This window comes from Streptomyces sp. NBC_00237, assembly GCF_026342435.1.
Taxonomy (GTDB): Bacteria; Actinomycetota; Actinomycetes; order Streptomycetales; family Streptomycetaceae; genus Streptomyces.
This window is the reverse complement of the sequence record NZ_JAPEMT010000008.1, coordinates 64,469-79,700: the sequence shown is the minus strand read 5'-3', so window position 1 is coordinate 79,700 and position 15,232 is coordinate 64,469. Positions and strand designations below refer to the sequence as shown.

Annotated in this window: 13 protein-coding genes; 4 read left to right on the top strand and 9 right to left on the bottom strand. The window is 69.8% G+C overall.

Annotated features, from left to right (window positions below; translation table 11 throughout):
* Positions 1-578 precede the first annotated feature (578 nt).
* From OG897_RS40330 to OG897_RS40315, 4 genes are all read left to right on the top strand, one after another.
* Complete coding sequence (locus OG897_RS40330; protein ID WP_266665409.1) at positions 579-2,963, top strand: DEAD/DEAH box helicase; 2,385 nt, start codon at positions 579-581, stop codon at positions 2,961-2,963.
* Positions 2,960-3,772 (top strand): hypothetical protein, encoded by an 813-nt coding sequence (locus OG897_RS40325; protein ID WP_266665407.1) that lies wholly within the window; start codon positions 2,960-2,962, stop codon positions 3,770-3,772. The genes OG897_RS40330 and OG897_RS40325 overlap by 4 nt, the downstream gene beginning before the upstream one ends.
* A 575-nt stretch (positions 3,773-4,347) precedes the next feature.
* Complete coding sequence (locus OG897_RS40320; RefSeq protein ID WP_266665405.1) at positions 4,348-5,247, top strand: replication initiation protein; 900 nt, start codon at positions 4,348-4,350, stop codon at positions 5,245-5,247.
* On the top strand, positions 5,244-5,555 hold the full coding sequence (locus tag OG897_RS40315) for a hypothetical protein (protein ID WP_266665403.1): 312 nt from the start codon (positions 5,244-5,246) through the stop codon (positions 5,553-5,555). The genes OG897_RS40320 and OG897_RS40315 overlap by 4 nt, the downstream gene beginning before the upstream one ends.
* Positions 5,556-5,568: 13 nt before the next feature.
* On the opposite strand, the gene OG897_RS40310 is transcribed toward OG897_RS40315, so the two are convergent.
* From OG897_RS40310 to OG897_RS40270, 9 genes are all read right to left on the bottom strand, one after another.
* Entirely contained in the window at positions 5,569-6,189 is a 621-nt protein-coding gene (locus OG897_RS40310; protein WP_266665401.1) for a hypothetical protein, read from the bottom strand.
* A gap of 129 nt (positions 6,190-6,318) precedes the next feature.
* On the bottom strand, positions 6,319-6,810 hold the full coding sequence (locus OG897_RS40305) for a GNAT family N-acetyltransferase (protein ID WP_266665399.1): 492 nt from the start codon (positions 6,808-6,810) through the stop codon (positions 6,319-6,321).
* 162 nt (positions 6,811-6,972) lie between these two features.
* Positions 6,973-7,536: an AAA family ATPase gene (locus OG897_RS40300; protein WP_266665397.1), complete on the bottom strand. Its 564-nt coding sequence runs from the start codon at positions 7,534-7,536 to the stop codon at positions 6,973-6,975.
* A complete protein-coding gene (locus tag OG897_RS40295) occupies positions 7,533-7,802 on the bottom strand; it encodes a hypothetical protein (protein ID WP_266665395.1) in 270 nt (89 codons plus the stop codon). Before OG897_RS40295 ends, OG897_RS40300 begins: the two co-directional genes overlap by 4 nt.
* A gap of 171 nt (positions 7,803-7,973) precedes the next feature.
* Positions 7,974-9,032 (bottom strand): hypothetical protein, encoded by a 1,059-nt coding sequence (locus tag OG897_RS40290; protein ID WP_266665393.1) that lies wholly within the window; start codon positions 9,030-9,032, stop codon positions 7,974-7,976.
* A gap of 128 nt (positions 9,033-9,160) precedes the next feature.
* A complete protein-coding gene (locus tag OG897_RS40285; RefSeq protein ID WP_266665391.1) occupies positions 9,161-9,970 on the bottom strand; it encodes a hypothetical protein in 810 nt (269 codons plus the stop codon).
* A 113-nt stretch (positions 9,971-10,083) separates the two neighbouring features.
* Positions 10,084-10,905 (bottom strand): hypothetical protein, encoded by an 822-nt coding sequence (locus tag OG897_RS40280; protein WP_266665389.1) that lies wholly within the window; start codon positions 10,903-10,905, stop codon positions 10,084-10,086.
* A gap of 108 nt (positions 10,906-11,013) precedes the next feature.
* Positions 11,014-12,978 carry a DUF87 domain-containing protein gene (locus OG897_RS40275; RefSeq protein ID WP_266665387.1) on the bottom strand — a complete coding sequence of 655 codons (1,965 nt, stop codon included), beginning with the start codon at positions 12,976-12,978 and terminating at the stop codon, positions 11,014-11,016.
* A 292-nt stretch (positions 12,979-13,270) separates the two neighbouring features.
* A complete protein-coding gene (locus OG897_RS40270; RefSeq protein WP_266665385.1) occupies positions 13,271-14,134 on the bottom strand; it encodes a replication-relaxation family protein in 864 nt (287 codons plus the stop codon).
* Between the last annotated feature and the right edge of the window lie 1,098 nt (positions 14,135-15,232).

The following is a 15,232-nucleotide window of genomic DNA, read 5'->3' as shown; positions in this document are numbered from 1 at the left end:
AACGAAGTACGCTGGATTTGATATGCTTCCCGGCAAGCCGGGGCATAGAGCGGCGAATTGCGCAAGCGCAATTCGAATTCCGGCGCAAGCGCCGGAATGGAATTCCGTAAACGGAATTCCGGAAGGAATGCAATTCGCGCAAGCGCGAATTGGTGTGATCGCGCAAGCGCGATCACTGAGGCTGGCTACAGGAGGAGGTGCATCATGCGCGGGCCTGTGTAGGACCTGGAATTCCCAGCTACCACCCCCGCAACGAGGGTGACGGTCCGTCGGCCCGATCGGGTGCCGGACTCACCGCAGTGACGGGCTCCGCTGCGCTCCACCCTGACCCCTCCCCCACTCGCGAATCACTCCGTCGCTGCTCAACGGCACCCCGTAAGCATACACGGTGAATCGTCGCCACGGGGGAAAATCGGCCAAGTATCATCCGTGGGGACGAACCTGCCACAAGGGTGATGCATCACGGGTCGGCACTGTGTAGAGTCTGGGATCAGACTTCAGTACCCCCGGCCCCTCGCGCCGCGCCGGACTTTCTTTTCTGATTGCGCGCCGAATTCCGCGAAAAGGAGAACACGGGAATGGCCGTGAAACTGCGTGACCACCAGATTGAGGCCGTGGCCGCCATTGTGCGCGGCCTTGATATCCCGCCGGGCGGTATCCCCGTGAATGGCCTGCGCGGGCAGGTGCACGCCGCGTGCGGGACGGGAAAGACCATCATTGCGGCGGCGGCGGCAAAGCGACTTGTGCCCAAGGGCCGCATTCTCGTCCTCGTGCCGACGCTGGACCTGCTGACCCAGACCGTGCGGGCCTGGCGGTCGGCGGGGCACACGGGGCCGGCCGTCGCGGTGTGCGGCCTCACCGACGACACGGAGCTGTGGAGCCTCAAGGTCCGCTCCACCACCAACCCCGTCAAACTGGCCCTGTGGCACGGCGAGGGCCCTGTCGTCATCTTCGGCACGTACGCGTCGCTGGGGGCGCTGGCGGAGGCGTTCGAGGGCGCCTACGGGCAGCAGCTCGCGCCTGTGGACCTCGCCGTGGTCGATGAGGCGCACCGCACGTCGGGCTCGATGGGCAAGGCGTGGGCCGACATCCACAACCAGAACGTCATCCCCGCCCGGCGCCGGCTGTATCTGACGGCGACGCCACGGATCTGGCAGGAGCGGCCGAACTGGGAGGTCGCGGAGGGAGTACGGGACGCGCTGCCGGAGGAGATGGCGGCCTCGATGGACGATGAGGCCGTATTCGGGCCCGTCCTCTACAAGCTGTCGCTGGCGTCGGCGGTGTCCCGCGGTTTGCTGGCGCGCTACCAGATCATCGTCCTGGAGCTCCAGGACCCCATCGTCACGCCGCAGAAGCTGATGGGCGAGGACCGGCGCAGCGAGGAGGTGCGGGGGCAGCGGCTGGGGGCGCTCCAGGCGGCGTTGATGCACACGATGGAAAAGCACCGGCTCCAGACGTGCATCACCTTCCACCACCGGACGATAGAGGCACAGGCGTACGCGGAGGGCCTGCAGCGGGTGGCCAAGCGGCTGCACGCGGACCAGCCCGAGAAGTACCCGGCGGAGATCTGGGCGGACTGGCTGTGCGGCGAGCACGTCCCCGAGCGCCGGCGGGACGTCCTGGGCAACTTCGGGTCGACCGCCCGGCGCGCGGTCCTCTCGAACTGCCGTGTCCTGGGTGAGGGCGTGGACATCCGGGCCGTGGACTCGGTGGCCCTCCTCGACCCCAAGGGTGCGCCGCACGACATCGTCCAGGCGATCGGCAGGGCGCTGCGTCAGAAGCCGGGACAGGGGAAGCTCGCCTCTTTGATCGTGCCGATTTTCCTCCAGCCGGGAGAGCAGCCGGAGGATATGTTCACGTCGAGTTCGTACCGTCCTCTGGTCAAGGTGTTGGAAGGTCTTCGGGCTCACGATGAAGAGGCCGTGGAATTGCTGGCGATTCCACAGGAGCCTCAGAAGAACGTCGTGGAGCCGTCCGAGTACATCGGTTCCGCGCCCGATGATGACGAGGATGAATCCCGTCTGCTGCTCCGTTTTGCCGCTCCACGTGATCCGGTGATGGTCGCGGAGTGGATTTCCTTCAACGTGATCGACACGGAGCGCCAGGACTGGGGGCGCGGCTGGGCGGCGCTCAAGACGTTCGCGGAGCGTGAGCTTCACGCCCGGGTGCCGTACGGGCACAAGGAGGGCGCGTACCCGCTGGGTCAGTGGGTCGCGGAGCAGCGGCGGGCGTACGGGGCGGGGCAGATGACCGGCCTGCGCGCGCAGCGGCTGGAGAAGCTGGGCATGGTCTGGAGTGTGGCGGACGAGCGGTTCCAGGAGAACCTGGAGGCCGCCAAGGCGTACTACGAGCAGCACTGGACGCTGTGCGCGCCCCGGTCCGCGACGATGCTGGACCGGCCGGTGGGGCAGTGGCTGTCGAACCTGCGGCGTGCCGGTGCGCTGGAGGGCCACCCCGAGTGGAACAACGCGCTGGAGGCCCTGGACGAGCACTGGAATCCGGTATGGCCGGCGGAGTGGCAGCGGCACTACGCCGCGCTGCGGGAGCTGCTGACGGACGAGGACGACCAGTCCGAGGTCCTGCCCGGCTTCACCGTCCACGGCATGGACATCGGGAAGTGGCTGGTGAAGCAGCGTCAGCACACGGTCTGGGCTGGCCTGATGGACGGGCAGCGCGAACTCCTGGAGGCGGTCGGCGTCGTACCCCTGCCCCCGGAGAAGGCGGAGCCCCCCAAGGCCCTCACGAAGGCCGCGAGCGCCTTCGAGAAGGGCGTGGCGGCCCTGGCGCAGTACAAGGCTCGCGAGGGCTCTGTGAAGGTCCCCAGGGCCCACGTAGAGGCGCTGCCGGACGGGTCGGAGGTGAAGCTCGGGGTGTTCCTCAGCAACAGCAAGAGCCGCCGGGACAGGCTGACCGCCGACAAGCTCGCCGCGCTGGCCGAACTCGGACTGGAGTGGGCGGCATGAGCACCGAGCAGCAGCAGGGCGCGGACGCGTACGGCCAGGAGCTGGCCCGCATCAGCCACCACCAGGACGAGGCCATCGACGCGCGGTTCATCGTCTTCCAGGCCCTGGCCGCCGCCGGGCTCACGAACGAGCAGGCGGACGACATCGTGTCGAAGGTGGAGGCCGGAGCGGTGGCCAGCGCCCACACCTGGATCTCCGAGAGCAGCCCCCCGCACGGATCCGAGCAGCACTTCGAGGACGGCTGGTTCGACGGTGTCCGCGACGTCGCCAGCTACCTGCTGCGCATCGCCGACTCCACCGCCACCACGGGGCGCGGCCTCGCCGCCTCCAACGCCATGCTCCTCGCCCACCTCCAGCGGCCGGACTCCCCGGCCCCGGAGGAAGCGCCGGCGGAAGAACCCGCCCCGGCCGTGGTGCTGGAGGCGACGGACGTCCTGGCGGCGGCGGAGCGCTTCCCGTGGGCCCTGGCCGCGCCGGGGAAGCGGCACTGGCCGGACGGCGAGTTCCTGGACGTCGCGCTGAGCACGGTGCCCGCCGAGGAACGCGAGGGGTACATCGAGCGCCTGGAGGCGTTCGTGAAGGAGCACCGCGCCCGCCTGGAGGAGATGCTGCGCGCGTACGGGCCGGGCAGCACACCCGCCTCACACGGCCGGTACGCACTGATCGGGCAGCCCGAGACCCTGGTCATCCTGGAGCGGATGGAGGCCAGCCCGTTCGCACTGCGCGGCCGGTGGGACGAGGAGGAAGAGGCCGTCCTGCTGGACGACCTCGAGTACGTGTGGGGGCCGCGTATCCGCCTCAGCCGGTGAGCAGCGGGAACGAGCGGTGGTGCCGGACAGGGTGATCCTGTCCGGCACCACCGCTGTGTGGTCAGCCGTAGTCGAACGGGCCTTCTCCCGGCCGGAGTCGGCGGCGCGTACCAGGGTCTACACGCACTCCAGTTTGATGCTGGGGGCTCGGACGCCGTGGCATCGCACTGGAGTGCGTGTAGACCCTGGGGTCTTGGGTGTTCCCCCTGCTGGCTGTGGGGCAGCTGGGAGACGTCGGCCCGTGTACTGCAGGCAGAACGAGGGACCGTAGGACCGGCTCCCGCAAGTGGAGTTCGGCGGAGGCGGGTGGGGCGGAGAGTTCGGAACCATCTGACTTGGCTTCGTGACGCACTTTAAAGATCCGGCTTACGTGACGGTCCGGGGCTCCCGGTCGGAACCATCTGACTTGGTTTCTGTCCGACTTTGAAGCTCACCGCCCTTGAAAGCGGGGTGGAGCGGCTGCCGGGTGGAGCAGGGCCCGGGAGCCGCAATCATCTGACTTGGTTCGTGACCGACTTTAAATCTCGCGGCGTGTCCGGTGCTCTCCTGCCTGACCGACCCGGGATGATCAGCGCATGAACGTGGAGTTGCCCGTGGGGCAGTGGGAAGAGTTGTGGCTGCCGTTGCGGCCGTACGCGACGAACCGACTGCATGAGGGGATCCGGCGGGAGCGGCGGCCGGTGGCGATGACGCGTCGTTACGTGGAGGCGAACCCGTCGGCGGTGAGCAATCTGCTCGTCGTGGACGTGGATCATGCCGATGCGGTGCTGCGGGCGGTGTCGTCGGTGGGATCGCATCCGTTGCCCAACGCGGTGGTGGAGAACCCGGTGAACGGGCATGCGCATGCGGTGTGGGCTCTGGCGGAGGCGGTGACGCGGACCGAGTACGCCCGGCGCAAGCCGCTGGCCTACGCGGCCGCCGTCACCGAGGGACTGCGTCGGGCGATGGATGGGGATGCGGCCTACTCGGGGCTGATGACGAAGAACCCGTTGCACGCGGACTGGAGCACGGAGTGGCTCCATGGCGGTCTCCACACGCTCGGAGGGCTGGAGGAGGCGCTGGGCGGCCATATGCCGCCGACGCGCTGGCGGGAGACCAAGAGGTTCCGTACCAACATCACGGGGCTGGGGCGCAACTGCTCGATCTTCGAGACGGCCCGGACCTGGGCGTACCGCGAAGTCCGTCACCATTTCGGCAGCTCCGAGACGCTCCACAGTGCCATCCACGCGGAAGTGCACACCCGCAACGCGGAGTTCGCCGAGCCGCTGCCGACCGTGGAGGCGCGTGCGATCGCCAACAGCATCCACCGGTGGATCACGACACGGTCGCGGATGTGGCGGGACGGCGCGGCCGTGTACGAGGCCACCTTCGTCGCCATCCAGTCGGCCCGCGGCAAGAAGAGCGGCACCGCGCGCGCTGCGCGCCGGGACGAGCGTGCCGCAGCCATGCTGGAGTTCATGAGGGGGGCGTCGTGACGCAGGAGCCCGTGCGTGAGCGCCGTACCGTGACGGCCCGTGAGCTGGCGGGCCGGTTCGCGGTGTCCCCGCGGACGGTGCGGCGCATGGTCGCTGAGGAACGCGCGGCGTACGAGGACCGGTCCCGGCAGCGCCGGGACCAGATCGTCGAGCTGCACCGCCAGGGGCTGAAGGGGTTCGAGATCGCGCGTGAGCTGTCCGTTTCCGCCGGTCTGGTGTCCATCCGGCTCAAGGAAGCCCGCGCAGCCGGTATCGACCTGACCCGCTACGCCGCTGCCGGTGAAACCCGCGAGCAGGGCCACGCGTAGCCAGTCGGCCGGGTCAGTCCCCGGCGCGCTCCCTCTGGATCTTCTGCATCTTGCGGGCAACGTCGATCTGCGCGCGGATCACCGTGTCGAACAGGGCCTCCGGGTCGCCGTCGGGGCCGGCGTTCGCAACCAGCAGTGAAGCGACTTGGTGGGCGAGGACAGTGACCACGTCGGCCGTCCCCACCGGGCCGCGGACCTCGATCAGCTTGCGTACGGCGTCGTCGATGCGGTCGATGGCCTCCTCGCCCTGGAGGAGCAGACCGAGCCGGTCGGCGAGGAACATGCGGACGACCGCCACACCGTCGGCCAGGGCGGTGTCCACGTTGAAGTCGATGCGGGCCTTCTGCGACTCCTTGAGCACGGCCGGGATCGTGTACGTCCGCTGCTCCGGGATGAGGCCCTCCTTCCGCCACTGCTCGTACGGGATCGGGCCAACGGCGTCGCGGCGAGCCCGGTGGTGGTTGGTGGGGCGACCGCCTGCGGTGCGGCAGGCGCGTCCGGCGGCTGCGTTGCAGGTGGGGCATTCGAGGTGGCGCATCCAGGAGCGGACAAGATCCGTCTCCTTATCGGAGCGGAGGTGTCGTCGCCACTCGCCGCCCCACGGGATGCTCTGCGGTTCGCTCTCCACTCCCATTGGCCCCCCTGGGTCCGGTGGTGTGCCGTCTTGCGTGCCGTGAAGCTGACCGTACCTGCGGTGGCGGGCCTCATGGGCCGTCAGCGGTCGATCAGGAGCAGCCCGTTCGGGCCCCGCGCCTGCGCTGGTTCAGATGCCGTCGGTCTCCAGTACGTACAGCTCGTAGGGAACGGTTCCGGTCTCGGTGTCCCGGGCGGCCGTTCCGACGCGGGTGAAGCCGACCTTGGTCAGGACGCGGCCGGAGGCGGGGTTGTCGGGGTGGTGCATGGCCTCCAGCCGGTTCAGACCGGCGGTGGTGCAGGCCGCGGAGACAACCTGGCGGGCGGCCTGGGTGGCATATCCGCGGCCCCAGCTGTCGTCACGGAGGATGTAGCTGAGGGTGCCCATGGCCGGGGTGCGTCGGCGCAGGGAGATCAGGCCGATCATCTCGGCTTCGTCGAAGATGCCCCAACTCCACTGCGCACGTGGGGTTTCGGCGGCTCGGGCGAGGGCTGCGCTGATCTTCTCGTGGGCCTGGTCAAGGGTGAGGGGCTTGCCGGTGGTGTGCCGGATGGAAGCGCCGCTGTAGATGCGGGTGAGAGCGGCGGCGTCGTCGGGGCGCAGGGCGCGCAGGGTCACCATGCGGCAGTCAGCTCCTTCGCGGTGGGCGGGTCGGCGGGATCGGGGGCGGTGGTGTGGGCGAGGGCTCCCCGGGCACGGAAGGGTGGGCCCGTAGCTTCGCAGTCGGGCCGCCGGGGATGTTCTTCCTGTGTGCGGCAGGAGCCAAGAGACCCCCAACCATCGTCAGCGGTCGATCGGGGGGATCTGGTCCAGCCCGCTTTCGTGCAGGATTTGCTGGATGGTGTCGTCCAGGGTGCTCTTCACGCCGATGACGCTCTCGAACTCGTCGGGCAGCAGGTCCTGCTCCCGGTACCAGTCGCTGAGGTGATCGGGGGTGACGTGTGTGAGGTACTCGGCATCCGGCTTCGTCGCGTGCCGCCGCACCGTCTCCGCGTACGGCACGTCGAGGTAGTAGCAGCGCGAGACGCCACGATGGGCACGCACCAGGTTCTGGAGCATGGGGCCGTAGCGGTCGGCGTACAGGATGCCTTCGACGACGACGTGGAAGCCGTTGTCCAGGGCGTAGCGGGCGGTGAGGTCGATCAGGCCGATGTTGGCGCCGCCGGGCCGGTCGCGTTCGCGCAGCACGGTCCGGCGCAGGTTGTCCTGGCCGACGAGGGCGAGGTTGCGGCCGAACTGCTCGCGCAGGCCGTCCGCGACGGATGATTTCCCCGAGGCGCTGTTGCCCCGGACCACGATCAGTCGTGTGTCCTCGGTACCGACGGTGTCGGGTGGGGTGGGCGTCACGCGGTCACGCTCTGCGGGCCGGGATCGCGCAGCGGGTTGGCGTGGCCGCAGTCCCCGCACGTCACGGTTTCGGGAAGGGTCTCGAACCTGCTGCCGGAGACTCCGAAGGACCCGTCGATGCGGTAGCCGCCGCAGTTCTGGCAGGGCGTGGCCTGGAAGGGTTTGTCGCAGCGCAAGCAGTCGCCGTCCGCGCTGGTCTGGCCGATGCGGGTGATTCGGGTGTCTGCGCTGCCGCAGCGGACGCAGAGCACTTCTTGGCTGTTCATGGTTCTGGTCTACCGCAGTTCCCTGCCTCTGTTCCCCCCTGCTCCCGTCCAACCAGTGCTTGGCAGGGTGACGTTGCCGGGTGGGGATCGTTAGACCCGGTGACTCCATAGAGCCGGGCCCCGGGGATGTCATGGCTGATCCCCCCGGGGCCCGTGGTGGTGCGAGCGCGGCTACTGCGTGAGCGCGGCGAGGGCCTGCTCAATGAGCTGGACGCCCTGCGTCGCAGCCATGGTGGAGGTGCCTTCCAGGAGCTTGGTCTTGAGCTGGGTGGCGAACTGGCGCAGACGGCCGGGCTCGGGGTTGTCGGAGGTCGCCTCGTCGTGGAGGTCCTGGGCGACGCGCTCCAGTTCCACCCGGTCCTCGTCGGGCATCCCCAGGATGGTGCTGACCTGGCCGATGTACCCGGCGGCCTGGATGAACAAGGCCGGGTCGACGCCGTCGGTGTTGTTCTGCGTGAAGTGCTGCTGCTCGCCGATGATGACGCCCTTGGCGTTCGGCAGGTAGGTGTTGTACGTGGTGGCGGGGCGGGGCTGGTTGATGTGGTCCTGCACGCTTCCTCCTGCCAGGGCGCAGCTCGTGCCCTGAGGTGTGATGGCGGCCGTGGCCGGGTCGGTGTCGCTGTGGTCGATGAGGCGGTGTTCTGCCAGGTAGACGAGCGCCTGGTGCAGATCTGTTCCGCTGATCTCTGTTCCGGCGAAGTAGGAGCTGGGGGCCGTAAGGAACAGGGCCGGGTTGACGGGTGTCTGGTCGCTGGCGGCGTCGAAGAGCCACCGCAGCAGGGCATCGATCGTGTGGCGGATCCGGGCGGCGCGGTCCTTCTGCAGGTCCTTCAGCTGGCGCGCGGCGACGCGGCCGGCGTCGGTGAGACGGACATGGGTCCGGGGCCCCATGGCGCGCAGGAGCTCCACCAGGCCGTGCTGGTCGAGCTGAAGAGCCAGGATGACCGGGTCTTCGTCCTCCAGCCGGAGCTCCTCGGGGAAGGCGGCCACGTTGATGTAGCCCGACGGGTTGTCCTGCGCGCAGCCATCCAGCCACAGCAACAGCCGCGCCAGATAGCCGTTGCTCTCGGTCACCCCGCCGCCCGGGACCGCGCCGGTGATGGCATCGATCTGGGCGGATACGCGGAGCGGGTTCCGTCGCTGCTCCCGATCCAGGCTCTTTTTGGTCTCTTTGACCAAGCCTTTCGCCCACTTGTCGATCTCACGCTTGTTGATTCCGCTGCGGGCCACGTGCGCTCCTGTCTCAGGTACTTCAGCCAAGGCTACGGACAGGGTCCGACAACGGGCGTGCCTTCCACCGGGACGCCGAGGGGGTGCCCACCACCCAGGCAGGCACCCCCTTCTCAGCTGTCCGGACGTCAGCTCTCCGTGTCCTGCGGGTCGGTGAGCCAGGTGACGACGTCGGCGTCGGTCATCAGGACCGCCTGCGTTTCGTGGGTGGTGTCCTGCTGGACGACGTGGAAGCGGCCCGGGTGCGGGCTCTGCTTCGGGACGGGGCCGGCCATCGGGGCGAGGCGCTGCCAGGTGTCGGCCGTGAACCGCGCCAGGATCACCGTGGCGAACAGCTCGCGGGCCTCTGCTCCGAGGACGGTGGGCTGGGGGCGTCCGTCGAAGATGACGCGGATGCCGGCCGCGCGTCCCACCCAGAGGGCTTCTTCGAGCGCGGCGATGGCGGGGGATGTCTTCGGGTCGTCCTTCTGCCGGAAGGTCTCCCAGTAGCGGGCGAGCTGGCGCAGCGTGGTGTTGGCCTCGTCGACCGCGACGATCAGACGCGGCACGTCGTCCAGGTCGCCGTCGAGGTCGAGGCGGCGCTCCAGCTCGGAGGCGAGGTGGACCAGGGCGTCGTGGATTCCGGCGATGTTCCCGCGGTGGGTCACCGTGGGAAGGGACTTCGCCCAAAGGTGGGAGATCCGCTTGGGGTCGAGGACCAGGGCGTGGGCGCCCTGGTGCAGGAACTGGGCGGTCAGGGAGCGCAGCATCGTGGTGCTGCCGCCACCGGTGGCGGTGCAGACCAGGACATGCGGAGATTCGGCGTCCAGGTCGACGGCGATGGCCCGCCCGGTGGTGCTGATGCCGATGAGGGCGGTCCCTTCGGGCAGTGCCTCTATCTGCTCGCGCAGGCCGGGGTCGGTGAAGTGCAGCACCTGCGGGAGCTTCGTGTTCGTCATGGGGCGGTGGTCCTCTTCTGTGTGGTGCCTGGTGAACGGGGTGTGTTCCCGGTCGTGGTGGATCGTGTCGGCCGAACCGGACAGGGCCGGGTGCGGCCGATTCGGCTTCGGCATCAGCTCTGTTCGAGGTGCGGGGCGGTGGCCCACGCCGCGGCTTCGGTCTCGCTCAGGAGCAGGACCTGCGTGGGGTGAGCGGTGGAGCCCTGCACGGCGTGGAAGCGGCCCGGGAGGGTGCTGGCCTTGGGGGCGGTGGCGATCTGCGGGGCCACCGTGCTCCAGGTGCGGGTGGTGGCCCGTCCCAGGAGCACGGTGGAGAACTGCTCGCGCCCCAGCGCGGCGCTGTAGATCTGGGCTCCGGCGAGGATGTGGATGCGGGCCTCGCGCCCGGCGAAGAGGACCTCTTCGTACGCGGCGACGGCCGGGGACGTCTTCGGCTCGCCCGCCTGGCGGACCTTGTCCCAGTGGCGGGCGAGCTGCCGCAGGGTGTGGCCGGCGGACTCGAACACCACCGTGAGGCGGGGCAGGTCGTCGGTGTCACCGTGCGCGTCGGCGTGGTGGAGGCGGCGCTGCAGTTCGGCGCTGAGGCCGAGAAGGGCGTCGTGGACGTCGGCGATGTCGCGGCGGTAGGTCACCGTCGGCAGGGCGCGCGCCCACGACTGGGAGACGCGCTTGGTGTCGAGGATCAGGGCGCTCCCGCCGTGGTGCAGGAGCTGGGCGGTCAGGGTGCGCAGGGCGGTGGAGGTGCCGCCGCCCGTGGCGGAGCAGACCAGGACGTGCGGCGATTCGTGGTCCAGGTCGACGCAGACCGGCTGCTGGCCGGTGCCGAGACCGATGAGGACCTGGGAGGCGGGCAGCGCTTCCAGCTGCTCGTGGACGCCCGCATCGGTGAGGCGCAGCTGCTGCGGGAGGGTGCTCTTCGCGGTGGTCTTCCACATGGCGGCGGTGTTCCTTTTCTGTGTGGTGCCTGGTGAACCGGGTGTTCTCCAGGGCGGGGGAATCGTGTCGGCTGAACCGGACAGGGCCGTATCGGCGGGCCGGGGCGGTCAGTCGAGGTCTGTGGTGCCGGTGCCTGCGCGGGGCCGGTTGCGTGCCCAGCGCTTGATGTCGCCGAAGCGGTAGAGGAGTTCGGCGCCGCGCTTGTCGACCGGCTTGGGGAAGGTGCGGTCCTTCGCGCGGGCGGTGCGCAGCGCGTCGAGGCTGGCGACACCCGGCAGATGGTTCTCGAACGCCTTACGGAGCCCCACCGCCTGGTCGTCGTCGTCCGGGGCCGGGCGCACCGGCGGCGGCGTGGTGCTGGCCGTGCCCGGTTCGGTGGCCTGGGTGGGGGGTGTGGTGTTCCCGGCGTCGGCGAGGACGTCGGCGGCCGGTGCCGGATCGGGGGTGGTGGGCGGGAGAGCCGGGGCGCTCCAGGCGTCGGCCGGGGAGTCGGCGGGCGGGGAGTCGGCGGGCGGGGCGGTCGGCGTGTGCAGTGCCGCCGGGCCCGGTTGTGCGGGGAGGACCGTGTGCTGCGGATTGGCGGCCGCCGTGCCGGTGCTGGCCCACTCGCGGGCTTCGGCCTCGGTGAAGAACAGCACCTGTGTCTCGCTCGCGGAGCCGCCCGTGACGACCTGGGCGCGCCCGGGGTGCTTGGTGGACTTCGGCGCGGGATGGACCTCGGGGGCGAGCATGCGCCAGGCGTTGACGCTGTAGCGGGCGAGGATGCGGGTGGAGAACTGCTCGCGGACCTCCGGGCCGCCGAGGGCGCGGGCGGTCGCGGACTGCGCGACCAGGAGGACGTGCATGCGCAGCTGGCGGCCCATGTAGAGGATCTCGTTGAGCGCGTCGATCGCCGGGGAGACCTTCGGGTCGCCGGGCTCGCGTATCCGTTCCCAGTAGCGGGCCAGCTGCTTCATCGTCGCGTTGACCTCTTCGAGGAGGATCAACAGGCGGGGGCCGATGGCCTTCGGGTCGGCGCCGATGCCCAGTTCGTCGGCGACCCGGGTGCGGCGTCGTCCTTCCATTCCGAGGGTGATGAGCTGGTCGTGGATGTCGGAGATGTCGGCGCAGTAGGTGACGTTCGGAACGCCGCGCGCCCACGGGTGGGAGATCCGCTTGGTGTCGAGGACGAAGACGTGGCTGCCGTGGTGGAGCATCTGGCAGGCGATGCAGCGCAGGGTCACCGACTTGCCGCCGCCCGTACTGGCGTTGACCAGGATGTGCGGGGATTCGGCGTCCAGGTCGACGGAGACGATCCGCCCGCCGGCCCCGAACCCGATGATGGGCGCGGACTCCTTGGCCTTGGCCACCAGGTCCCGCGTCTTGGGGTCCTTGAAGACGGCCTTCGCCGGGGGCTTGCGGGTCTTCTTGACGAGCACGTACGGCTTGCGGCCCTCCGGGTGCCAGGAGAACGTGACGCCCTCCAGGGCGAGTTTCTGGGTGATGAGGTCGGCGACGACCTCACGGGAGAAGCCCAGGCTCCTGGGCAGGTCGACGCGTATCTGTGCGTCGTCGTCGGAGAAGTTCTTCGGGACGTGGAGGTAGCGGCGCGGCTCGGTCTGCTCCGCCAGCCCGAGCGGCCGGTGGAGGGCGTCGTGCAGCGGGCCTACCCATTCGCGCATCAGCTCGCGGCGCTCGCGGGTCAGCACCATGTACGCCGCGCTGCCCACGGTGAGGACGGAGGCTGCGCCGATCCCGCCGGGTTCCAGCGCGGCGAGCGCCGACTCCCGGTTGTCCCACAGTTCCTGGAGGGTGCTCATGGTGGCGTCCAGGTCCCGGGTGGAGAGGTAGCCGCTCTCCGCGACGCCCGCTCCGAGGGCGAGGCGGAAGGACAGGCGTCGCCACCCGGGCTTGTAGGAGCGGCGCGGGACCTTGCCCTCCACCTTCGGCAGGACCCGGGTGCCCGCGTGCCAGAACGTGGCGTCAGTTCGCTTCACACCGTCCAGGTCTCGGCCGGACAGCACCCGTCCGATCCCGAGCGCGAGGGATTCGGCGTCCTTCTCCACCTGCTTATCGAACTTGCTTTGTGCCATGGCCGTGCCCTTTCGATCTACGTCCCGGCACCTCACACCCGGAAGCGGACACGCACCGTAAAAGGTTTTCCCTGTGGATAAATTCAGCGAATCTCATACCAAGGCTTCATTTGGACCGAGTTGAGGCGTTGTGCGGTAGTTCGCTCGCGTGAAATTGGTTGGCGACCGGCCGTCCGGATGCGCCGGGTCGGCCTGCGGCTGAGCCTCCGGGCGATCGGTTCTGCGCCCCGTCGGCAATGCGGGTTCCGAGGGCCGGCGGGCCCGGCCCGAGGGGGAGCCGGGCCCGCCGAGGTCACCGTGCCTTCGGCAGCGCGGCCAAAGGCAGGCGCTCTTCGCCGCGGTGCCTGCCGACGACCCGCCACACCGCCTTGCCCGCACCGCGCTTCATCAGCAGGGGCAGAGTCGTGGTCGCCACGGTGAGCCGGTAGTTCACGCTCCCGACCTCCCGGGCCCGGTCGTGGAAGGCGGTCTCCCTTGTCTCCGGGGCCGCCCGGCGCGGGGCCGGGGCGAAGACGAACAGCACCGCCGGGAACGGACGGTCCAGAGAGGGCCCGGCGTAGGTCTCCTGCCAGTGATTGCGCGGAGCGCGGGCGGCGTTCCCGCGCCCGGACGGCGGGGCGTTGCGGTAGGCGTCGTACCGCTCCAGCTTGCCGACCAGGCGGGCATAGGACATGGTCCGGTCGATCTCCACGAACGCGCTGGCCCCGTCGTTCAGGAGCACCACGCCGTCGGGCAGCAGATTCCCGGCCGGGGTGGGGTGGGGGACTTCCACCCGCCAGTCCGCGAAGTCGGCCTCCCCTGCCTGATGGAAGGCGACGACGGAGTCGACCAGGGCGAGGCCGTGCTCGCGCAGTCCCGTCTTGCTGGCGGCGATGCGCTTGCCCGTAGCCCGGCCGGTCGTGGGTGCGAGCTCGCCGGAGGCTGCGGCTTCGGCGAGGCCCGCCGGAGTGCAGTACCAGTAGCTCTGCTGCGCACGGTTGGTCCGGCCGACCAGGGATTCGGCGAGCAGGTTGCGCAGCGCCCGGCGGACGTGGTCGGTGCCCTGCTGGTGGTCCAGCAGGAGTGCCTTGAGCTGGCGGGGTGTGGCCAGTCGCAGCTGAGCGAGGGTGAGCAGGACCTCGCCGCGGATGTCCGCTCCTGCCTTCGCCGGCGCCACTTTCCTCCGGGGCCGGGACGCTTCTCCAGGTACATCAGTACGGGGAGAAGAGGAGTTGCAATCGTCCGTGGCAGGCGAATTCGGGGTCTGATCAGCGACAACGCTCAGGCGGCGGCCAAGCGCTGCGGGGCTGGGAACGGGGCTTGCCGCGGGGCCCGGCGCGGGGCTCGCCGTCGCAGGGGAACCCGCCGGGGCCGGCGGAGTCTGCGGGGTGGGTGCGGTGGTCATCGGGTCCTCGGGATTCTCCGGCCGTACGAGGCCGGATCGGTGACAGGTCCGGCCCGCACGCAGAGGCGTACGGGCCGGAGCCACCGTGTGAAAGCACCCCTTGTCCGCGGTCTCCCACCCCCACCCGCCCAGTGTCCGCTTTGCCCTTGACCGGCCCCCGACCGGGCGGATTTGTCCGTGGGCCAGATCACATGCGCCGCCGGAGCTCGGACCCCTCTCCGCTCCAGTCCAAGGTGCCGAATGCGCGCCTGGAACCTGTCAGGGCCGGGCGAGATCCGGCACCTAGCGGACCCTGTCAAGGGGCGATGCCTCGCCCTGGATGGCAGCCGCCACCAGGACAGAGACTTCTCCCCCCCTCGCGCATCGCCTGGTTCCGGCGAGATGCCACCCCTTTCCAACCTGGTCAAGGAACGATGCACCGGCCCGGACCCAGCGGTGGGCATCGGATGCCGCGCACTGTCCATCGCGATGTCGTGCATTCCCGAGGCGATGCTGAGCACTCCCCACCACGATGTCGCGCACTCCCGAGACGATGTTGGGCACTCCCACCGCGATGTCGAGCATCGGATGCCGTGCATCGCGTCCGGACATCCGATGCAGTGGCGAACATCGGGCACGGCCCACTCCGCACTACGGCATCCACTCCCAGGCCGACGGTGCGCATCGCGGTGCGCACCCTGCACGCGGCCGGTGCGGTGGCGCGCGGCCGCGCGGCCCGGTGCGCGCACCGCCGGCGCGACTGCGGGAAAGGTGCGCGCACCGGCCATCCCGCGGAGCGCATCGCGGTGCGCGGCGCGCCTCTGGACAGTGCGCCACGCCTGTATCGCATGGAGCCGGATATGGCGAAGTCCCTATATCACACGCCCCCTT

Coding starts and splice junctions, on each gene's coding strand:
- OG897_RS40330 (WP_266665409.1), top strand. CDS start 579: ATGGCCGTGAAACTGCGTGACCACCAGATTGAGGCCGTGGCCGCCATT.
- OG897_RS40325 (WP_266665407.1), top strand. CDS start 2,960: ATGAGCACCGAGCAGCAGCAGGGCGCGGACGCGTACGGCCAGGAGCTG.
- OG897_RS40320 (WP_266665405.1), top strand. CDS start 4,348: ATGAACGTGGAGTTGCCCGTGGGGCAGTGGGAAGAGTTGTGGCTGCCG.
- OG897_RS40310 (WP_266665401.1), bottom strand. CDS start 6,189: ATGGGAGTGGAGAGCGAACCGCAGAGCATCCCGTGGGGCGGCGAGTGG.
- OG897_RS40305 (WP_266665399.1), bottom strand. CDS start 6,810: ATGGTGACCCTGCGCGCCCTGCGCCCCGACGACGCCGCCGCTCTCACC.
- OG897_RS40295 (WP_266665395.1), bottom strand. CDS start 7,802: ATGAACAGCCAAGAAGTGCTCTGCGTCCGCTGCGGCAGCGCAGACACC.
- OG897_RS40285 (WP_266665391.1), bottom strand. CDS start 9,970: ATGACGAACACGAAGCTCCCGCAGGTGCTGCACTTCACCGACCCCGGC.
- OG897_RS40280 (WP_266665389.1), bottom strand. CDS start 10,905: ATGTGGAAGACCACCGCGAAGAGCACCCTCCCGCAGCAGCTGCGCCTC.
- OG897_RS40275 (WP_266665387.1), bottom strand. CDS start 12,978: ATGGCACAAAGCAAGTTCGATAAGCAGGTGGAGAAGGACGCCGAATCC.